The following is an 18,978-nucleotide window of genomic DNA, read 5'->3' as shown; positions in this document are numbered from 1 at the left end:
TGTTCTCCACTAAACCGGCTGCAACCGGTTATCTGCCACTATATGAACAAGACGAACAGCCACCACGCAGTCCGTCATTACACCTTTTACACAGCTGGTGGTCCTCCCTTACCCCTTTAAACTGGTTATAAATTTCCGCTGGTACAATTACCGGCATAGGGACCAACAATCGTTGACTACGTAGTGATGCGATTTCTGCAGTGCGTTCGAGGTACAACGATTTCCAGTCACTTGCTTCAGTCTTATATGCGGCCAAAGCATCCCGCATGCGCCGCCAGCGGCGACGCTTCAGCTTGTTCGTTTTCACTTCACCTCCTGCGGGGCGGCTGCAAGCATATGTGACCAAATTAACCTGCGCGTCTGGCGCATTGCACAATCAGGATCATCCCAAGCGTGGTGCTGGCATCCTGAATTATGCAGCATCATTGCTTCTGTCGGCTCCTTCGGCACCATCACGTAACCATCAGGCACTACCGGCGCTGGCTGCTGTGTTTCTCGCGCTGAATCCCAGATGTACTGAGCCTTTTCTCGAAAATCAGGGTAGCAAAGCGTGATTTGCAAAGCGCATTTGCGTGACCATTCGTCGAAGCTAATGGCATCATGAGTCTTGCTGTCCATTGCGGCCAGCGCCATGCGTGCCAGTTCGATCCGCTCATCCCATGAAACTTTGCAGATAGTGTTGTTATCAGCGAGTTGTTCCAAGCGCTCTCTGGTTATGGTTGATTTGGTCATTGGTTGGCTCCTTCTGCCTGATACTTTTCGAACCAGAACACTACCGGCGCGTTAGTTGGTTGAACCAGGCCGAATGATTCCGCTGTACGGTAGCTTCTCGATGCCCGGCGAGTCACATCAACCTGAGTCGCGATGCGGCTGCGAAAATCCTCAACCGTGCTGCACATTTTGAACAGATTGCAGGGGATACACGCTGGTACCATATTGTCGATGGTGTCGTTTTCAGGTCTGTCCATTGCGTAGCCGTTACTGATATTCCTGCGTACAGCTTCAACGTGATCGGCATGGAATTTATCGCGCAGCTCGCACCCGCAGTAAGCGCAGCGCCCGCCAAATTTCATGCGCAATTCTGCGCGCTGTTTTTTGGTCAGTGCCATCACTCAGCCTCCACCTTGATGCCAGCGGCGGCCAGTACCTCAGCACAGGCGTCAATAGCATTGTTCCAGCAATCTTCTTCGTCTCGGTCCCAGCCGATGTTTTTCTTCGGCAGCTTCACGGCGCGGGACTCCAGCTCGGAGATGCGAGACATCACGCGCCGTGATTTTTCCCTCTCCCGCTCAAGCTCTGCGTCCAGCTCGGCGATGCGTTCGGCATTTTCAGCGCGCTCAACAGCCCAGCGCTGAGTAAGTGAATCAAGCTCGGAATTTTTTCTGTCCAGCTCTACGATGCGCTGACGCGCAGCATCAAGCTCATCCACACACTTTTCTTGCTCTGCGATACTCCGCTTAGCCAAGCGACGCCAGGAATTGATGCGCTTAGCGGCGTGTCTGCATCCCTTCTCCAGCTGATCGATACGGTCTTGCTGCTGGTTGATATGGTCATCCTGGGCGGCGTTGGCTCTCTGCGCCTTCTCCAGCGCCTCTACCAGCTCAGCGCTAGCACCTTTCCATGCGGCCCACATGTCGGTGATGCTCGGGTCCAGGTATTCACTATCAGAAGCCCGGCGATTTTTGAGATAACCCAAAGGCAGCGCCTCAGCACCTTCCAGCCACGCTTCGAATTTCTCTCTCTGCGCCAGTTCGGTGATATCAGTCATGCTGCAAGCTCCTTAATCGGGATCCGATTCATGTGCATGGTGTAGCCAGTACGGGCCTCCAGTGCCGCATACTGCTCCAGCAGGTCAGGGTGATGCGTTGCGCCGTTCTTCAGATCGTTGCGGCTTGCCATGATGCAGAACACGCAGCTCAGGCGCTCGTTACCCAGTGCGTAGGCGTAGTGTGGCTCTTGTCCTGCCCCGCTGATGATTGCGAAAACCGCGTCGGCCTGCAGATCGTGAACCGGTAGCCACTCGTACCAGGTCAGAACGGAATTGGAGTCTGTCTCGTTCTTCCGGAACGCCTGCCGCTTTGCGCGACCTGGCGACTCCTGAGCCCGCAGGCCCAAGCAGTTAACGATGACCTTGAATCCGTTGGCCTTCGCATAGGCTCTAACCTCGCGCTGGATAGGTCCGCGCTTCAGGTCACTGGTGCACTGCCGGGTACTTGCAGAAGGCCAACTCGGAACCTCCGGGCGGTTCAGGAATCGACGCTCTACCATCTCCAGCAGGGTCTTGTGTGCACGGGCGACGATGAACGGTATGCCTGCTGCCTCTGCCTGTTTCTGAGCCAGCTCCAGCGCTCCGGGCCATTCCATCGCGCCAAGGGACGCATGCACGACAACGAGCTGCTTCGGCGGGATGACCTCAAGCAGATTGATGAGCATCGCCTGGCTGTCTTTGCCGCCAGAATGATTCGAGACAAACAGCGCGCCAGCAGTGATTAATGAAGTAATGTCGGGGATCATTTGGCCCCCTCGCGCAGCTGGTTTGCAAAATCGACCATCGCATCATGAAACTCGATTGCCCCTGAGGTTCGCTTCTCGGCTTCTTCGTAGCTGATATTAAGCCTGTCCATAACACAGTCAGTTTCAAGATAGTCAGAGCAGGCATCCAAAGAAGCGGTAATCGCATCAGCCTTAATCCCGGCATAGAAGCTATCGGTAGCGGGGAACGGGTTTTCAGCGTTAACGTCGCGAGATACGTACATGTTGATTTCAGATACGTAATCCAGCGGTACTCCCGCAAACATGCCGTCTTCACCCTCAGAGAAATACTCAACGTGGTTGTCGCTAATATCGGTCAGCAAGCGAAGCATCGTCACGTTCTCCGCAGCCAGCTGCTTAAACGCTTTCGCCAGCGCCATAACCTTTGTCTCTCTGATCGACAGCTCGCCTGCACTCTCCAGGGAGGCGATGAGCTCGTTTACTGCCTGTAGTGTGATAGTCATACAGCCTCCCCAAGTACCCAGCGCAGAGCCGCAGCATAATCGCCAGTGGCGCCGTCGAGGGCTTTTGTGATTTCTTTACGGGTTTTCAAACGTGGCTTTGCCTCACCAAGAATCTGGCGCTGCCGCCGGGCTTTTTCATGGCCGGTTGTGCCAGCAGTTGCCGCTTCGATTTCAGATACCTTCTCCCGCTGCTCTTCGGGTTTAAGCGATGCCAACTGACGCGCCAGGGTAACGGTGACCGTTCCGGACTCCACTGCATCGCGAACAGCCTGGGTGGCATCCAGCAGTGACAGTGTTGCGCGTACGGTCTGGACACTCACGCCAAACATCAGCGCTAAATCGTCCTCGTCGTGCCCACGCTCCAGCGCATCAGCCATTTTCTTTGCTCGGCCCAGCGGAGTATCTGCCTGGCGGATTTCGTTAGCACTTACCATCGCCTGCGCCATGCGAACGGCGGAGCCACGTTTAGCGACTGCTGGAACCAGTATCGGTCCTTTACCCTCTTTCAACAGTCGCTTGTTGGCTTCCAGTGTATGGCGCACACGCTGGCGACCATCGACTACACAAGACAGCCCTGTCTCCGGGTCTTTCCAGACGATAATCGGCTCAAGAACGCCCTGGTCCATGATGTTCAGCACCATTGCCTCGCTGATAGGCAGGTGGATACGCTCATCGTAAAGCGGGTGCGTTTTGTCGGTAACCAAGTGCAGGTTTTCAGGTTCGAACGTCAAAACGTTCGTTTTGCCACTCGCGCCATATACCAGCTTTGAGTCTTTAGCCATCAGAGAGCCTCCACGTTACGGAAGCTGGTGGGGCAAATTGCTTTCAAATCGCGCATAGCCTCTAGAACATGCATATTTGTGCGATTCTTGGTGTGTCGCTCGGTCAGACGATCACACTCTTTCGCCCATGATTTGACCTCTGCGAGAAGGGCGTCACGTTCGGTGCGCGTCTGGCGCAGAGCTACATTCGAAACATCGAGGACGGTAGCCAGTTCCTTGATGATTGCTGCCTGTGCTGGTGGCATAGTTTTGGCTATTTCGTACGCCTGTTTAATAAGTTGATTTGCTGTCTTAGCCATCTTTTGTTCTCCATCTGACGCGCTGCAACGCGTAAATTTAGGGTGCAGCAACCCAACCCATGAGAGTGGGTGAATAGCTGGTTAAAATTTCTTGCTGATGGGGGACCGCCACTGCAATGGCGGTACGTTAGTTCTCCACACAACGGAAAGAGCACTGAAGCACTGGAAACTCACTTGACTAACACAGTGCTTTTTCCTGTTGTGTGCCGGGCTTCCACCGGCTCCCATCTGTTTTTAAAGCCATTCAGATATCGTCTAGGCTGTGCCGTCTACTTCCGGCTGTCACTGCCGTCGAGAGTGCTGGCAGCTCACTGACCTGATAACTCCCAGGATCAACTGGAGTGGTTGTTATCGCTACCAAAGCGCCACTGTCCAGGACATTTAAAAGGACCGTCTCCAAGTGGTAACTCTTCCAGTCCCGCTAAACACTCGTGTAAATGCTTAACGTGAATGGCTGATATCCTCGTCTCTTCCGAGGCGTCACACCTTTTCTCCGCGCTGGTGGGGCGCACGTCGTGCCTGAAACACTTAGCTTGCACATTCTTCCGGAATTCCTGAGAGCGCATGGATAAAGGTAACTCTCTGGCGGCTAACGCTGCATGTGCCATACAGCGGTTGCGAATATTGCCGTTCACAACTGGAAGCGCACTCCTTCAGTTACAAACCGATCCCCACCGGAAAGAAGGGGAATGCGCTTCCATGTTGTGTTCTGTTCATCCTTGTCCATAAGTTGCGTCATGTGCTGACGAGTAGAAGATAATCATAAATTGCGAGTAACGCAATAGATTTGTGCGTAAAACGCAAATTTAGGGCGAAAAAAAAGGCCTCGAATGAGGCCTGGTTTATGATGATGAATGCTATCCATGCCGTTTAAAGGACTGAGACTGGCTTATTAAAACCTTTCCATAGATATAGAATCTGTGTTCATTCTCTTTAGTTATATTCCATTCTCTATAACGAGGGTTATCAGAGATGACTAGCAGTTGGTCTGGTATCATCTGGAGGCGTTTAACATAAACTTTTCCATCAAAACCAAAGACATAAATCCCATCCCCATCGAACTCATTGATAGTTACGTCCACAAAGATTAGGTCGCCAGGCTCAATCGTTGAGGCCATGCTATCACCGCGAACGTTGATGACCTTTACTCCAGATGGAGTCCTGCCACCAAACATTGCCAATGCCTGATCATTGCTGAACTCGATAGCATGAATGACATCTATGACGTCACTACCGTGTATATGTCCTGCCCCGGCGCTTGCGCTCACATCAAGTACCTCGACTCTGTATACATCCACATCCTTTACGGGAGATGCATATTTTTCACTGTTTATATGTACAGTAGTATCATTTTCGTCAGAGGTAAATAGGTCAGGTACACTTACGCTTAAAGCTTGAGCAAGTCGGTTAAGTGTCTGTTCTGAAAACTGCTTTTGTTTACCAGTTTCAAGCCTGGAAATATTGGCAGCATCAACGCCCACAGCTTCTGCAAGCTCTGCGATTTTAATGTTCTTCGCTAAGCGAAGTTGTCGTATGCGAGATCCTATTTTCATTCACTCATTACATGTTGTTTTTGCGTTTCGTGCAAAGCAACTTGCGCAATTCGCTAGCGTGGAATAACATGCGTAATACGCAAAAATAGGAGGCGTTATGCAATCACCATTAAGAAAATTGCGAAAATCGCATGGCATGACCTTATTGCACGTTGCAACCGGGGTACAGGTAGATCCTGCAACGTTGAGCCGCATTGAAAGATGCGAGCAAGTCCCATCTGTCGAACTGGCGGAGAGATTAGCCAAGTTCTTTAGAGGAGAAATAAGCGAATTACACATTTTGTACCCAAGTCGCTATCAGACAGATGACGTACCAAGTGCAAATAATCGTACTGCTTAAACGGTTATTCGATAACTACAAAAGGAAAATCAACATGGTAGAGCCAAACCTCAAAGAAGCCGTCAAAGCGATGTGCAAAGCATATCCAGGTGGGCGCGAAGCAATGGCTGGCGCACTGGGAATGACGGTGACGCAGTTTAACAACAACCTTTACGAGAAAAACGGCTGTCGTTTCTTCGAAGTCAGCGAGCTGGAAGCGATGGAGGACATTTCCAATACGTCGTTACTGGCTGATTACTTCGCTCGCCGCCGTGGTGCTCTGCTGGTGGATGTTCCGCATCTGGAAGAACTGGACCGCGTGGACTTGTTTAGCCGGGCAATGCGTACCTCTGCCGCCAGGGGGCAGGTTGATCAGATTATCGAACAGGCACTTGAAGATGGCGTTATTGAAAGGCACGAGGCCGAAGAAATCATGGTTCATCACCGCCGCCACCTGGCTGCGCGTGAAGAAGAGATCGCGGCAATTATCACGTTGTTTGCACGCAAAAAGAAGTGACGCCAGCGAGTTGCAGCTCCTGGCGTCGTGGCGTGTCGTTATCAGTGGAGATTACTAACGCATGAACAGTTTATCAACACAGTACCGCAGGTCGCAACTTGTGGCGCGTCCGGTTCCTGGTGGAGCAGGGCCGGTGCAGTTCGTGTATGGGGTAAGAGTACCAGGCGGATTCGAACCTGTCTGCTACCAGTTTGCTCAGTGGGTGGTAGGGGACTTTAACGGCCAGGCGGAGAAAGTATGCGAGAGCTCAACCGATGGTTCAGAGATCACTACGGCGTCCCGGTCAGGGTCATACGCTGGGAGCCCCAGACACAGCGCGTTATATACCTGCGCGAAGGGTATAAGCACGAGTGTTTCAGCCCCCTCGAGCAGTTCAGACGAAAATTCAGGCAAATAGAGGGGTCTTATGAGCCTGTTAATGCCATCAAGGCCGATAGTCATCAATCCTGACCTTGCGTATAGCATCGGCCTGAATGAAGCCATTGCGCTGCAGCAGCTTAACTACTGGCTGCAGGAGACTAATTCAGGGCTGGAGCGTGACGGCGTTCGCTGGATCTACAACACAACAGAGCAATGGCTGGAGCAATTCCCGTTCTGGTCTGAATCCACTCTGAAGCGCACATTCACCCGGCTGAAGAGCCTGGGCGTGCTTAAAGTTGAGCAGCTGAACAAGTCCCAGCGCGACATGACGAACTACTACACGATCAACTACGAGAGCGAGCTTTTAGATGAGGTCAAAGTGACCAAATCGAAGAAGTCAAAATGCGCCGTTCCATCAGGTCAAAATGACACGATGGAAGAGGTCATTGTGAAACGCTCCATCAGGTCAAAACGAACCGCTGTCATCAGGTCAAATTGGCACGATGATCTTACAGAGAATACAACAGAGAGTACTACAGAGATTACAGATAAAGACTCTTGTCCGGTTGCGCTGCAACCAGACCAGACCGATCCGGCAGATCTCGTTCTGGATCATTTCAATCGGGTAACCAACTCGACCTATGGCAAGGGGGGACGAACCAAAACGACGTTGGGTTATATCCGGGGACGCCTGGCCGAAGATTACAGCCCTGAAGACCTGATGCTGGTGGTTGACTACCTGAACGCGAAATGGGCTCAGGATCCGAAGATGAGCGACTACCTGCGGCCCAAAACGCTGTTTGCTCCCGAGAACTGCGTCGAGTATTTCGACAAGGCCAAAAAATGGGAAGCAGCCGGGCGCCCAGCCTGGACTGGCGGAAAGTGGGTTAAACAAGACACGGCGTTCAAGTCCAGTTATTCCGACGTGGATTATTCAGTGCCAGCGGGGTTCCGCTCATGAGTAAGCCATTTTTGAAATGGGCTGGTGGAAAGTATACCCAGCTGGCTGACCTGTTCGTGCATATCCCGGCAGGGAAACGCCTGATAGAGCCATTCGTTGGTGGTGGGTCGGTATTCCTGAACAGCGATAAGCACGCAGATTACCTGCTGGCGGACGTTAATCCGGACCTGATTAATCTGTATCAGATGTTAGCGGTGGTGCCGGATGAAGTGGAATTGAAGGCCCGCTGGATGTTCGAGCACATGCGGTCACCAGATGGCTATGAGCTGATCCGTTCCGAGTTCAACGCACAGACGCTGGATGCTACTGAACGCGCAGCTGCATTCCTGTATCTCAACCGGCATTGCTTCAATGGCCTGATGCGCTACAACCAGGCGAACAAGTTCAATGTGGGCTGGGGAGGCTACAAGGCCCCGTATTACCCGATGGATGAGATGAAAGCCTTCGCGGCTATGGCGCATAACTGCGTATTCATGACCGCTGACTATCGCCGGACAATCAGCCTGGCCGGGAAAGGGGATGTAATTTACTGCGATCCGCCTTACGAACCGATGCCGGGAACAACCGGATTCACCGCCTACGCCGCTGGTGGTTTTAGCTGGGAGAACCAGGTAGACCTGGCGAAGCAATGCGTATCAGCCTTTCACCGTGGGGCTCGGGTAGTGATTTCTAACTCATCTGCACCGAAGGTTCTCGACCTGTACCGGGAGCATGGTTTTAACCTGCAATTCATCAATGCGCGCCGTTCGATCTCCTGCAAAAGCAGTACGCGGGAAGCCGCAAAAGACGTTGTAGCGATCCTTTAAGGGGGCTAAATGAAACTGACTTTACCATTTCCACCGAGCGTAAATAGTTACTGGCGCGCCCCGAGCAAGGGACCGCTGAAAGGCAGGCATCTGGTAAGCGAGACAGGGCGCAAGTTCCAGCAGGCAGCGAGAGCGGCGATTATTGAGCAACTACGAGCCGTTCCCCGGCCATCCTCTGATCTGGCTGAGGTTCACATTGTGTTGTATCCGCCGGATCAGCGCCGTCGGGATATTGATAACTACAACAAAGCGCTGTTCGATGCCCTGACCCTAACCGGCGTCTGGGAGGATGACAGTCAGGTTAAGCGCATGCTGGTGGAGTGGGGGAACATCGTGAAGAAAGGGAAAGTAGAAATCACCATCCGTCGTTTTCGTGCAGCTGCCTGACGTGGAGATGATATGAGAGCACTACTAACCCCTGAGATTGCCCCACGCATGGGCGTTGTTCTTCTTCGCCCAGGTGCTGATCTCATGCCGATGTTCAGGAGAGGGCGAGTACTGATTGAGCCTGCACCGGAAAAATACAGTGACTACGCAACCGGCGTCATCCCTCCCGCCACGCAGCCACTGGCAGAAGACCCGGTTTTGAAGCCAGTATTCGAAAACAAAGATGTCATTCTGCGCGCGGGTGGTATCAGCTCGCTGGAGGCCGAGCTGGAGCGTCGTTTTGAATGCCAGTACCCGCACGGTTCGTGGCACAGCGAAAATTTTACGCTGTTCCGGCATGAGCCTGGCAGCATCCGCCTTTGCTGGGCCTGCGATAACCTGGTGCGTGATCAGTACACAGAGACGCTGGCAGGCATTGCGCGTGAAAACCTGGTATCCTGGCTGATAACGGTCATCCGCTCACAACTGGGGTTCAACGAAGACCATCAACTGACGATCCCGGAGTTGTGCTGGTGGCTGGTGATAAACAATTTGGCGCACGTCATCCCTGAATCGCTGGCCCGGAAAGCCTTGAGATTGCCGGAAATACAGCATCAGCCGGTGATGAAGGAGAGCGATATTGTGCCGGAGCCAGCGGCGAGCGAAGTGGTGCAGAAAAAGATTCTCGGTCTTCGCGTAGATCCTGAAACGCCGGAATCATTCATGCTGCGACCAAAGCGCCGCCGCTGGGTCAACGAGAGCTGGACGCGCTGGGTTAAGTCTCAGCCGTGTGTCTGCTGTAACAAACAAGCAGATGATCCCCATCACCTGATAGGCCACGGACAAGGTGGAATAGGAACAAAAGCGCATGACCTGTTTGTGTTGCCGCTTTGCAGAGCGCATCACGACGAGTTGCACGCTGACACCGTGGCATTTGAGGAGAAGCACGGCTCACAGCTGGAGCTGCTGTTTCGATTTCTGGATCGTTCGCTGGCAATCGGCGTACTGGCTTAATTCAGTGGAGATGAGTTAATGCGTGACATGTATGAAGTATTAGACCGTTGGGGCGCGTGGGCTGCTGCTGACGGTAACGGAGTTGACTGGCAACCAATTGCAGCTGGATTTAAGGGACTGCTACCACATGGCAAGAAATCACGTATACAATGTGATGATGATCAAGGAATTATGATTGATGGGTGTGTGGCTCGGTTAAGAAAGTATAAACCTGAGGAGTATGAATTGATTGTGGCTCACTTTGTGATTGGTATCTCTTTGAGAACGATCGCTAGGAAAAGGAGGTATTCTGAGGGGAAAGTAAGGCAAGAGTTGAAAGCAGCGACGGCATTTATTGAAGGAATGATTCTTTCCAGATGATCGATTATTAGAGGCATGAGGACAGGGACCTCATGCCTTTGATTATGCAATCTTAACTGCATCACCGTGAATATTAATTACAGGGGAGTCGGATAAATATCCTTTTACAGTAATATATCCATATCTACTATTTTTTCTTTGAAAAACAGCAGATGAATTACTTCTCTCCAAACTTCTTAAAATATTCTTTAAATTATCAGGTTTTTTATAATTTGAAGGTGTAGATGCACAGTACAGCCCCTTTGCCTTTGAACCATATTTCTTCATCATGTCTTCAGCAGGTAACACAGAATTATAAGTTGTCAATAAGCACTCTGGAGCGTTATTGATAAGTTTATTCCAAGTATCCTCATGGTATCCAGTAACAGAACCGTGATGAGGGATTTTGAATACATTGACTTTATTAGGTTTTGGGCTTAAAGCGCAAGAACATACTGCATCCCACCCACCATTGGTACGAACTTCAAGATCTGAGCCTAACAACATCTCATGTTTTGATGTTTCATCAAAGATTCTTAGTACCACGCTATAGTGATTTGGATTAATGAGAGCAGCCGATTTTTCTGAACTATTTGTGTTGTTTTTGACCTTTATGAGGTTGGCAAAATTTAAATTTGACTCTGTAATATCATTGTCACATGGAGATAATGATACAACTGATATATTATCATTTTTGAAAATAAAGCGATCGGCTATAGCAAATTTCAATCTCCCTTGGGTTTTTAAGTCGTTGAAATGGCGCATTATTTTATTAAATTCAGAGATTTGTGCAAATTCAGCATCTGGATCTGAAATAGCTTTGATATATGCTTCAAATTCTTTTGTGTTTAAAGCTGAACTAATGCAAATATCTGCTTTAGGGCAGGCCTCAATTATTTTACTTAAGCCTTTGATATGGTCATTATGGAAATGACTAATCACTATAATTTTTACATGTTCATTAGGGTCCAATCCTAAATTTTGCAGGTATGCCAATGCCGCAGGTTCTTTATTATCATTGGTACAGGAGTCAACTATCATCCACTGTTTTTCAGTAAGTTGAACTAATACTGACTCACCTTGTCCTCGTCCAAAAACTACTGATTCATTCATTTCTTATCTTTTTGCTACTCTTCGCAGTCTGAACTCGGATACATGTTTTTCACGGCCGAAAATATTTTTTTCCACACCTACATGCCAATAAAAAATAGCATTTTCAACCAGTTTTCTTTGATCGCTTTCACTGAATTCTTTACTAAGGAAAATAATTTCATCAACGAATTCGTGATCTACTATATTGTAGATTCGTGCGGATATTTTTATTCCATTATCTTTGTCATCTTGAACAATTGTATCAATAACTCCATAAGCATCTAAATGCTTTTTAAGAGTGACTGTTTTAGAACTTAAAAAGGAGTTTGCTTTAATTTTTGCTTTTTCGAATCGGCTTTTTAAAGTTAAACCATCATTTTCTGAGGTTGGGGCTGTTGAAATGATATCAGATATAGATGAAGAATAATCAATGCTGGGTGTTGAGACACAAAATATAGCATTTGTTAGATTATAATTGATATCATCTTGACGTTCAGATTCTTTATGATTATTAAAAGATATTGAAAGGCTTTTTGGTGGTTCTAAATCACTGTCGATAAATTTTGTTTCACTAAGTGTTAAGGAACTTAAGCTCATGAGAGAATCCTATTAAATATTGATTCAATAGTTAATATGTCATTATCTGAAGCATTCCTGAATTGACTTTTAATTACTTCCGGTAATAACTTTGTCAACTCGACACTATCAGGCTCTATTGTGCTTCTTAGATTATGATTGAAATTCACGACCAATCCGAATGGGATTTTTTCGAAGTTAAGTTTTGGTAGAAGTGTTAAATTGATTACTTCATCGTATACATTATTTTCTTTTTTATTTGAATTGGCAATTTCTATATCTAAGCGCTTCATTCCAAAGTGATATTTAACTTCATCTTGAAGGATTAGTGATTTGTTTTCTTCTGACCATAATAATTTAGGAACTAATTCATTACCAATTTTATCCCACTTTTCTCTTTCTACAAAACTATATAAGAAATTAGTGTTTAATCCAATCGCGGCGGTAGGGATTGTATTAAGAAGAGAGAAAATCGAGATGATCAAATCTATATAACTTTGCTCAAGACCAACGTTTGCGAGTTTTAACGTTAATCTATTTGGTTCTGCTCTTAGCTCTAACCATCCAAAGTCTACTAATAGTTTGTCGTTATGAAGAGTGACCTTTGCTGCCTCAACATCCTCATCACGCAAAAGATCGAATTGCTTGAACCAGTTTGGTGTGAAGAGATCAGGACTGAGCGGAGCAATCCACACCAAATTAATCGATTGATTTTCAAGCTTATAATGCATTTTTTACGTCCAATGTTCTTATTTAAGGCAAAATTTTGACATAGCTACCGCACGACGCTTAGGCACCGGAGATGAGCAAGTCAAACTTAGATATTTGTAAAATGTAGCAAAATGCTCGTGCGTACGCAAAAACTATCGTAACCTGTTAAGAGTAGTCACTTCGACACACAGCTTAATCATCGGAACCCTGCCTACCGGCGGGGTTTTTGCTTTCGGCGATACGACATGGGTATTCGCGAGATGCATTGCATCAGTCCCCCTGTCACATCGTCGTATTGCAAACAAAAGCAAAAAGCCTCGGTACTCGCCGGGGCTTTGTCGTTTCTGCAATCCGGTAAGGGAACTTGAGTAGAGACGTGCTGCATGACACGTTAAAGCCCATGCGCGAGGGTCTTGAATCAGATTGCAGATATAGCTCAGCAGGCAGAGCACCTCTCTGGTATGCAGGCACTTAAAAGTTACTTTTACGTAGCGCATTTTTTGGTTTTTTATGAAAAAAAAGTGCCTTAACTTGGGAAATCGAGAAATTGACTATGGGATGATCTCACTAGGTTTAACTAAATAGTGAGGGTATTTATGGGTGGCAATGATATAGATCCTGGTTTAGTGGTTGTGGCGTTAGTGATTGCATGCATCTTTATGTTAAGCAAGGTCTTTTTGTAAATTTAACAAATAACTCAATTAAAGCCCATGCAAACACGAGGGCTTTTTCATTTCAGGCCCACGGGAATCATCTTCGATACAGAGCGTTGTTAAACCAGCCCGATGGGCCTGCCCCCTTTTATTCACACAGCACCCCGTTAATCCGGAGGTGAAACTATGGCAAAGCATATGCAAGACAAAGAGAGCATGGCCGGAATCACCTGGCTGGCTCTGCTGATCATTGCTGGTTGGGGCGGCCTTGTCCGATTCCTGATGGATGTGAAGCAGGGCAAAGCAAAATGGAGCTGGATAAATGCTTTTGCGCAGATTGTGGTTTCGGCGTTTACCGGGGTCATTGGTGGGCTCATCAGCATTGAAGGTGGCCTGAGTATTTACATGATACTGGCCACTGCCGGTATCAGTGGCGCTATGGGTTCTGTAGCGCTCACGTATTTCTGGGAACGAATCACCGGAGTAAAAGCACAATGACAGCAGACCAGATTATCGAGGGGATCCTCGGCAAAGAGGGTGGTTATGTCGATCACCCCTCTGATAAAGGCGGGCCAACCCGCTGGGGCATCACCCAAACCACCGCCCGTGCACATGGTTACACCGGTGATATGCGAAACCTGCCCAGGGAAACAGCAAAGCAAATTCTGCTGAGCGATTACTGGACCGGCCCCCGGTTCGACCAGGTGGCAAGTTTATCTACGTTACTGGCAGATGAGCTTTGCGACACTGGCGTGAACATGGGGCCAGCTGTCGCCAGTAAGTTCTTTCAGCGCTGGCTGACGGCAATGAATATGCGCGGGAAGCTTTATCCCGACCTTATCCCGGATGGTGCGATTGGACCCCGAACCATCACCGCGCTTAAGGGATATCTTTCCGCCCGCGGGAAAGAGGGTGAACAGGTTCTGTTGCGTGCGCTGAACTGCAGCCAGGGTGCCAGATACCTCGAACTGGCGGAGGGCCGCGAAGCCAACGAGGATTTTCTCTACGGCTGGGTTAAGGAGCGTGTCCTGTGAAGATGATCATTTTCGCTTTGCTTGTGCTGGTGGCTGTGCTCGTTCTGTTACTTCTGCGCAAATATACCCGGCTGGAGTTCGTAGGGCATGCCAGCTTGCTGCTGAAAACGTGGTCTGTAAAGCTGGGAGCTATCGGCGCGCTGGTTGGTGTATGGGCGCAGTCATTCCCGGATGCTGCGCTGCACGCCTGGGCGATGCTGCCGCCGGATATCAAAAATATCCTGCCGCCAAACATCGTTGCGTTGATTAGCCCTGCGCTGGTGGTGCTGGCTGTGCTATCGCAATACGTACGTCAGCCAGCATTGAAAGAAAAGGCCGACGAACTGAAGGAGCCGCAGCAATGAGCTTCGAAATTATTGCTGGGCTGGTGGTCGTCATCCTGGGCGCTATCGCTGGCGCGTTCGGCATTGGTCATGCTCGTGGGACCAGTAAGGCGGAAGCCAAAGCCGATCAGCAGCGTACCGAAGAGAACGCCGCCGCCACCGTCGCCGTGGCAGAACGTAAGGCGGAAGTAATGAAAGGGGCCAGCGATGTACAGCAGACTGTTAGCCATATGCCTGATGACAGTGTTGATCGGGAGCTGCGCAAAAAGTTTACCCGCCCCGGTAGTCGTTGATACGGCGTGCAACTGGGTTCGCATTATCTACCTGACCGACCACGATATTGACGTGCTGGATATGCAGACCAAGCGCGACATTCTGGCGCACAACAAATCAGTGCTGGTGAACTGCCCGCAACAAACCGACAAGGCTACTAATAACTAATAAAAACTGTTGCATCAACACAGCATGAGCATTATATCAGGGAAGACGACACAGTAAGGAGTGCTGCAAGATGAACTTAATGATGGGTGTATTCGGTTCCAGCAACAGGGGAAAAAGTGAAACGCTAATATTTCTGATAAAACTGTTTGAGCAAAGTGATCGCTATGCATCCTTTATGGCAGCAAAACCCCACCCTGGTGGAGAAAAGGATCTTATAGCTGTATTTGAGCGTGATGGACTTAAGATTGGGATATCCACTTTGGGGGATTTGGGCTCTCAGGTTGAAAAATCTACCAAAGAGTTAGCTGAGATGGGATGCAACGTGATCATCACTGCTACACGAACTCAGAAGAAAACAGTTGTTGCTTTTGAAAAGGTTGCTGAAGAGTTCAGTTTCAAAAAACTGTGGTTTGAAAAAAACAACAATATGAATGATTGTTGCAATAATTGGCCTAGTAAGCAGGAAGGGTTTGAGGCAATAAAAAGAAGCCGCTTTAATCAAAGTAATATGATGGATGCCAGTTTTATATTTAGCTACATCGACGGATTACCAGGTTGATTCGTTGGCAATAAATATCAAATACAAGTAAATACGATGCCTCGCAATAGCGGGGCTTTTTATTACCAGAAGCAGGAGAAGAAAATGTTTACCGTTAAGCAGATTATTAACAACGCCACCTCATTGTATGAGGCAAAAGAAATCACCGTTGCTCGCCCTGGCTCTGAGCAATGGCGTCAGGCTTTTGCTCTTGCTGATGAACTGGATGTTATGGCGCCTGACATCATTGAGCATATCCCGATGTCCTATGAGGACCAAGATATGACGAAACCAGTTGGCGATGAGCATCAACTAACGGTCGAGCGTACTGGAGCAAACCGGGCTGATTGCATTGCCATTATTTGTTCAGGTATTCCTTCACCAGCTTTCCCGGACATTCCTGAGCTTGGTGGTGTTGGCTACCAGTTCCTTTACAAGGGCGATCAGATTTACATCACCAACAGCCACGGCGCGACCATCGAAACAGTTAAGTAAGGCATTACAGGAGCCATTCTGCCGAGTGGCTTCGATAATGCTAATGCTCAAAAACTATGCGATAGTTATATCTCAAATTTTGTGGGGGTAACTATGTCAGAAGAAAAAATCTATGACTACTTAGTCATTGGTGGAGAGCATCATGGCATTGTATATACAGGGCCGCACACGCAGGTTCTAGAAGTGCCAAGCAGTCATCAGCCATTGGCAAGATTCTATGCACGCGATCAGCCAGCTGAATTAACCATTCGTAGTGTAGAACCGCACACAGTCATTGAGCACATAAGAGATGACGGGGCTCATTTCTTCATCGCAACCAATGAAGATATCACGACATGGGACATTGAGGCAGAAATCAGGAAGCATAAGCCTCGGCCCGTCAATTAAATTCATACGAATGTAATATAGCCACCCGCGGGTGGCTTTTTTAATGACCTTACAGGAGCCATTTCGCAGAGTGGTTTCGGTAATGCTTCCCACATCGCATAGAGGTAAGACAGACATGGCAGACATCACTCCAGCAGAACAGATTCGCCTGAACCTGCTTTCAACCCTGAACTACGATACAGCAGCTGCTGCTAAGGCTATTGAGTTCGTTCAGGACAGCCAGCTCAAATATCAGCTGTTCATCCAGCAGTACAGCCGCGTGACAACTGAATCAGAAGTTGTAGCGCGGACCATCAAAGCTGTTCAGGAGTCGACCGAAGCGCTAGCGCTGTTTGATACCAGCGCAGGGCTGGCGAGTTAAGGTATTACAGAGTCACTTTAAGAGGTGGCTCGATAATGCTTTCTCCGGATAAATCCGAAGAGTAATCTGTAACCTCCATAGCAAAAGGAGGCTGTAATGTTAGAAAACTACTACTGGTCTGGCGCCGTTAAAACTGACGATCAAAAAAAACGCTTGATTGCTGTACAAGCTGCACTTGAAATTGCGAAAGCATCAGTATCTGCCAACACTTCAGATAGCAATAATTCAAAAGCATTGTGGGATCTTAAACATGTCGCACAAGAGATAAATGGATTAGCGGATTCTATTCAGGCTGCATTGAAATAGTATAACTGTAGTTGAATCATTCGAGGCCACCCCTGGGTGGCTTTTTTAATGGAGGCAATATGCGCCTGACCGTACTTGACGATGATCCCGGTGAACACATAGTACCGGGCCGTGAACGCATTACAGTATATCTTGATGGTAATGAGGTTAAGCACGCCTTCTCGGCTGATGATGATAAAGGCGAAGTGATTGCCGCTGTGCTTGATAGTCGTGGTCATATCACTGCCGAGAACGGCGAGGTTAAGCGCGAGACTCTGTTCGGTCAGGTGAGGATCGTACGCCCATCCAAGCAATAGGACCAGAGCATGAACAAAGAGCCCCGCATCTACGGCAGCAAATGGGACCGTGAGCGTCTTATCTTCATTCGTGCGCATCCCTTATGCGTCATGTGCCAGGAGCAAGGCAGGGTGACAGCGGCAACGGTGGTTGACCACATCATCCCGCACAAACTGAAAGAGGCTCTGCGCTCTGGTGACAGCCAGGCAATAGCGAAGGCGCAAAAGCTTTTCTGGAGCCGGAAGAACTGGCAAGGGCTGTGTAAGCAGCACCACGACTCAACGAAGCAGCGAATGGAGAAGCGTGGCACCGTGATCGGCTGCGATGAAAACGGGATGCCACTGGACCCGGCTTCTCATTGGTTTAAGTGATAACCATTATCAATATATCTCAAAATTGATTGTCATTTGAAATCATTAGCATTCAAATGATATCGATTCTCATCTGAGGGGGAGGGGTGGGTCAAAAGTTCAGAACCTCGAACCCAAATGACCGCCGCCAGTCCTTTTTGTGCACAACCGCGAAATGAAAAGTTTTTTTCCGGGAGGTTCCGATGGCAGGACGACGCCCGAAACCGACCCACCTCAAAGTGGTTACCGGCAACCCGGGCAAACGCAAACTTAACGACAAAGAACCATCGCCAGCGCGAGAAATACCAAGCCCTCCAGAGCACCTCACTGACTGGGGAAAGGTGGCGTGGGGGAAGCTGACCGTGCTGCTGGATGGCATGGGCATTTTAACCATTGCCGATACGCTGGCGCTCGAACGACTCTGCGATATTTACGCCGACATTCTACAGCTTCGCCTGACTATTGCTGACGAGGGGAGAACTTACACCGTGAAGACAGAGGGCGGGTTTTTGATTAAGGCTAACCCGGCTGTAGCCATGCTGGCCGATGCTGATCGCCGTTTCAAAAGTTACCTGGTTGAATTCGGTCTGACTCCGGCCGCCAGAACGAAGGTGAAAGTGGATGGTGGAGAAAAAGAAGAAGACCCGCTCAACCAGTTCTTCGGTTGATCCCGCCACGCAATACGCGCGGGATGTAGACTCCGGCAAAGAAATCGCCGGGCCTGACATCAGGAATGCCTGTAAGCGACATCTCAAAGATTTGGAATCCTGCCATGCTCGCGGGTTGGTATGGGATGTTGCAGCGGCGCAGCGTGCCATCGACTTTTTTGCAAAAGTACTGAAGCTCAACGGCGGTGAGCATGAGGGCAAACCCTTTAACCTGCTGCCGTGGCAGTGCTTTATTGTAGGTTCGATCTTCGGCTGGAAAAACTCAGACGACTATCGCCGGTACCGCATGGCTTACGTCGAGTCAGGCAAAGGCTCTGGCAAATCCCCACTTGCAGCGGGCATTGCTCTTTACTGTCTGGTTGCCGATAAAGAACCTCGCGCAGAAGTCTACGCAGCGGCGACGAAAAAAGACCAGGCCATGATCCTTTTTCGTGATGCTGTCGCGATGGTGGATC

General features: G+C 49.1%; 33 protein-coding genes. 22 read left to right on the top strand and 11 right to left on the bottom strand.

All coding sequences use genetic code 11. The annotated features are described in order from the left end of the window. Window positions 1–303: 303 nt before the first annotated feature. The 8 genes from RRF55_RS14940 to RRF55_RS14905 all read right to left on the bottom strand — a co-directional run bounded on the left by RRF55_RS14940 (window position 304) and on the right by RRF55_RS14905 (window position 5,630). Window positions 304–732, bottom strand: a complete 429-nt coding sequence (locus RRF55_RS14940; RefSeq protein ID WP_039104070.1) for a hypothetical protein — start codon at window positions 730–732, stop codon at window positions 304–306. Beyond that, entirely contained in the window at window positions 729–1,109 is a 381-nt protein-coding gene (locus tag RRF55_RS14935; RefSeq protein WP_039104069.1) for an HNH endonuclease, read from the bottom strand. The genes RRF55_RS14940 and RRF55_RS14935 overlap by 4 nt, the downstream gene beginning before the upstream one ends. Continuing rightward, a complete protein-coding gene (locus RRF55_RS14930; protein ID WP_039104067.1) occupies window positions 1,109–1,768 on the bottom strand; it encodes a hypothetical protein in 660 nt (219 codons plus the stop codon). The genes RRF55_RS14935 and RRF55_RS14930 overlap by 1 nt, the downstream gene beginning before the upstream one ends. Beyond that, entirely contained in the window at window positions 1,765–2,514 is a 750-nt protein-coding gene (locus tag RRF55_RS14925; protein ID WP_039104065.1) for a phosphoadenosine phosphosulfate reductase domain-containing protein, read from the bottom strand. Before RRF55_RS14925 ends, RRF55_RS14930 begins: the two co-directional genes overlap by 4 nt. After that, window positions 2,511–2,996, bottom strand: a complete 486-nt coding sequence (locus RRF55_RS14920; protein WP_074422613.1) for a hypothetical protein — start codon at window positions 2,994–2,996, stop codon at window positions 2,511–2,513. Before RRF55_RS14920 ends, RRF55_RS14925 begins: the two co-directional genes overlap by 4 nt. After that, on the bottom strand, window positions 2,993–3,778 hold the full coding sequence (locus tag RRF55_RS14915; RefSeq protein WP_039104063.1) for a ParB/RepB/Spo0J family partition protein: 786 nt from the start codon (window positions 3,776–3,778) through the stop codon (window positions 2,993–2,995). The genes RRF55_RS14920 and RRF55_RS14915 overlap by 4 nt, the downstream gene beginning before the upstream one ends. After that, the gene (locus tag RRF55_RS14910; RefSeq protein WP_032437708.1) at window positions 3,778–4,077 is read right to left on the bottom strand and encodes a hypothetical protein; all 300 of its coding nucleotides are present in this window, start codon (window positions 4,075–4,077) and stop codon (window positions 3,778–3,780) included. The genes RRF55_RS14915 and RRF55_RS14910 overlap by 1 nt, the downstream gene beginning before the upstream one ends. Window positions 4,078–4,934: 857 nt before the next feature. Further along, the gene (locus tag RRF55_RS14905) at window positions 4,935–5,630 is read right to left on the bottom strand and encodes an XRE family transcriptional regulator (protein WP_023317570.1); all 696 of its coding nucleotides are present in this window, start codon (window positions 5,628–5,630) and stop codon (window positions 4,935–4,937) included. A 97-nt stretch (window positions 5,631–5,727) separates the two neighbouring features. Between RRF55_RS14905 and RRF55_RS14900 the strand changes: the two genes are divergently transcribed. The 8 genes from RRF55_RS14900 (at window position 5,728) to RRF55_RS14865 (ending at window position 10,333) form a co-directional block, all read left to right on the top strand. After that, window positions 5,728–5,970 (top strand): helix-turn-helix transcriptional regulator, encoded by a 243-nt coding sequence (locus RRF55_RS14900; RefSeq protein ID WP_001191665.1) that lies wholly within the window; start codon window positions 5,728–5,730, stop codon window positions 5,968–5,970. A gap of 34 nt (window positions 5,971–6,004) precedes the next feature. Beyond that, window positions 6,005–6,466 (top strand): YmfL family putative regulatory protein, encoded by a 462-nt coding sequence (locus RRF55_RS14895; protein WP_000230161.1) that lies wholly within the window; start codon window positions 6,005–6,007, stop codon window positions 6,464–6,466. 237 nt (window positions 6,467–6,703) lie between these two features. Then, a complete protein-coding gene (locus tag RRF55_RS14890; protein WP_439419140.1) occupies window positions 6,704–6,916 on the top strand; it encodes a DUF4222 domain-containing protein in 213 nt (70 codons plus the stop codon). Next, a complete protein-coding gene (locus RRF55_RS14885) occupies window positions 6,873–7,787 on the top strand; it encodes a conserved phage C-terminal domain-containing protein (RefSeq protein ID WP_039104057.1) in 915 nt (304 codons plus the stop codon). Before RRF55_RS14890 ends, RRF55_RS14885 begins: the two co-directional genes overlap by 44 nt. After that, window positions 7,784–8,593 carry a DNA adenine methylase gene (locus RRF55_RS14880; protein ID WP_439419139.1) on the top strand — a complete coding sequence of 270 codons (810 nt, stop codon included), beginning with the start codon at window positions 7,784–7,786 and terminating at the stop codon, window positions 8,591–8,593. The genes RRF55_RS14885 and RRF55_RS14880 overlap by 4 nt, the downstream gene beginning before the upstream one ends. Window positions 8,594–8,602: 9 nt before the next feature. After that, window positions 8,603–8,980: a RusA family crossover junction endodeoxyribonuclease gene (locus tag RRF55_RS14875; RefSeq protein WP_000779146.1), complete on the top strand. Its 378-nt coding sequence runs from the start codon at window positions 8,603–8,605 to the stop codon at window positions 8,978–8,980. A 12-nt stretch (window positions 8,981–8,992) separates the two neighbouring features. After that, a complete protein-coding gene (locus RRF55_RS14870) occupies window positions 8,993–9,973 on the top strand; it encodes a DUF968 domain-containing protein (protein WP_039104053.1) in 981 nt (326 codons plus the stop codon). A gap of 18 nt (window positions 9,974–9,991) precedes the next feature. Beyond that, complete coding sequence (locus RRF55_RS14865; protein WP_039104051.1) at window positions 9,992–10,333, top strand: antiterminator Q family protein; 342 nt, start codon at window positions 9,992–9,994, stop codon at window positions 10,331–10,333. Window positions 10,334–10,375: 42 nt separating this feature from the next. On the opposite strand, the gene RRF55_RS14860 is transcribed toward RRF55_RS14865, so the two are convergent. The 3 genes from RRF55_RS14860 to RRF55_RS14850 are packed head-to-tail and all read right to left on the bottom strand — an operon-like array spanning window position 10,376 to window position 12,711. Continuing rightward, a complete protein-coding gene (locus RRF55_RS14860) occupies window positions 10,376–11,425 on the bottom strand; it encodes an MBL fold metallo-hydrolase (protein ID WP_071983260.1) in 1,050 nt (349 codons plus the stop codon). 3 nt (window positions 11,426–11,428) lie between these two features. After that, complete coding sequence (locus RRF55_RS14855; protein ID WP_128205800.1) at window positions 11,429–12,001, bottom strand: hypothetical protein; 573 nt, start codon at window positions 11,999–12,001, stop codon at window positions 11,429–11,431. After that, window positions 11,998–12,711, bottom strand: coding sequence for a hypothetical protein (locus RRF55_RS14850; protein ID WP_039104049.1), 714 nt, complete (start codon window positions 12,709–12,711; stop codon window positions 11,998–12,000). The genes RRF55_RS14855 and RRF55_RS14850 overlap by 4 nt, the downstream gene beginning before the upstream one ends. A gap of 831 nt (window positions 12,712–13,542) precedes the next feature. Between RRF55_RS14850 and RRF55_RS14845 the strand changes: the two genes are divergently transcribed. The 14 genes from RRF55_RS14845 to RRF55_RS14780 all read left to right on the top strand — a co-directional run. After that, complete coding sequence (locus tag RRF55_RS14845) at window positions 13,543–13,842, top strand: phage holin family protein (protein WP_024176410.1); 300 nt, start codon at window positions 13,543–13,545, stop codon at window positions 13,840–13,842. Further along, window positions 13,839–14,378 (top strand): glycoside hydrolase family 108 protein, encoded by a 540-nt coding sequence (locus RRF55_RS14840; protein WP_032695797.1) that lies wholly within the window; start codon window positions 13,839–13,841, stop codon window positions 14,376–14,378. Before RRF55_RS14845 ends, RRF55_RS14840 begins: the two co-directional genes overlap by 4 nt. Continuing rightward, entirely contained in the window at window positions 14,375–14,722 is a 348-nt protein-coding gene (locus RRF55_RS14835) for a hypothetical protein (protein WP_039104046.1), read from the top strand. The genes RRF55_RS14840 and RRF55_RS14835 overlap by 4 nt, the downstream gene beginning before the upstream one ends. Further along, the gene (locus RRF55_RS14830; RefSeq protein ID WP_048325006.1) at window positions 14,719–14,994 is read left to right on the top strand and encodes a hypothetical protein; all 276 of its coding nucleotides are present in this window, start codon (window positions 14,719–14,721) and stop codon (window positions 14,992–14,994) included. The genes RRF55_RS14835 and RRF55_RS14830 overlap by 4 nt, the downstream gene beginning before the upstream one ends. Beyond that, window positions 14,945–15,142 carry a hypothetical protein gene (locus tag RRF55_RS14825; RefSeq protein WP_072071542.1) on the top strand — a complete coding sequence of 66 codons (198 nt, stop codon included), beginning with the start codon at window positions 14,945–14,947 and terminating at the stop codon, window positions 15,140–15,142. Before RRF55_RS14830 ends, RRF55_RS14825 begins: the two co-directional genes overlap by 50 nt. A gap of 70 nt (window positions 15,143–15,212) precedes the next feature. Continuing rightward, complete coding sequence (locus RRF55_RS14820; protein ID WP_031592522.1) at window positions 15,213–15,701, top strand: hypothetical protein; 489 nt, start codon at window positions 15,213–15,215, stop codon at window positions 15,699–15,701. A gap of 84 nt (window positions 15,702–15,785) precedes the next feature. Further along, entirely contained in the window at window positions 15,786–16,175 is a 390-nt protein-coding gene (locus RRF55_RS14815; RefSeq protein ID WP_048325000.1) for a hypothetical protein, read from the top strand. 93 nt (window positions 16,176–16,268) lie between these two features. Then, window positions 16,269–16,562 carry a hypothetical protein gene (locus RRF55_RS14810; RefSeq protein WP_049026358.1) on the top strand — a complete coding sequence of 98 codons (294 nt, stop codon included), beginning with the start codon at window positions 16,269–16,271 and terminating at the stop codon, window positions 16,560–16,562. Window positions 16,563–16,677: 115 nt separating this feature from the next. Then, the gene (locus RRF55_RS14805) at window positions 16,678–16,923 is read left to right on the top strand and encodes a DUF2560 family protein (RefSeq protein WP_048326411.1); all 246 of its coding nucleotides are present in this window, start codon (window positions 16,678–16,680) and stop codon (window positions 16,921–16,923) included. A gap of 96 nt (window positions 16,924–17,019) precedes the next feature. After that, the gene (locus RRF55_RS14800) at window positions 17,020–17,229 is read left to right on the top strand and encodes a hypothetical protein (protein ID WP_072071541.1); all 210 of its coding nucleotides are present in this window, start codon (window positions 17,020–17,022) and stop codon (window positions 17,227–17,229) included. 59 nt (window positions 17,230–17,288) lie between these two features. Continuing rightward, window positions 17,289–17,525, top strand: a complete 237-nt coding sequence (locus RRF55_RS14795) for a hypothetical protein (protein ID WP_072071540.1) — start codon at window positions 17,289–17,291, stop codon at window positions 17,523–17,525. 9 nt (window positions 17,526–17,534) lie between these two features. Continuing rightward, a complete protein-coding gene (locus RRF55_RS14790; protein WP_040241924.1) occupies window positions 17,535–17,876 on the top strand; it encodes an HNH endonuclease in 342 nt (113 codons plus the stop codon). Between the two features lie 182 nt (window positions 17,877–18,058). Next, entirely contained in the window at window positions 18,059–18,523 is a 465-nt protein-coding gene (locus RRF55_RS14785; protein WP_064150498.1) for a phage terminase small subunit P27 family, read from the top strand. After that, window positions 18,477–18,978, top strand: a 502-nt coding sequence (locus RRF55_RS14780) for a terminase large subunit domain-containing protein (protein WP_439419138.1), incomplete at its 3' end; no start/stop codon positions are given. The genes RRF55_RS14785 and RRF55_RS14780, both read left to right, overlap by 47 nt.

Source organism: Klebsiella sp. K47 (assembly GCF_051858335.1).
GTDB lineage: Bacteria > Pseudomonadota > Gammaproteobacteria > Enterobacterales > Enterobacteriaceae > Klebsiella > Klebsiella pneumoniae.
Note: the sequence above shows the minus strand (reverse complement) of the source record. Positions and strands in the feature narration are given on the sequence as shown.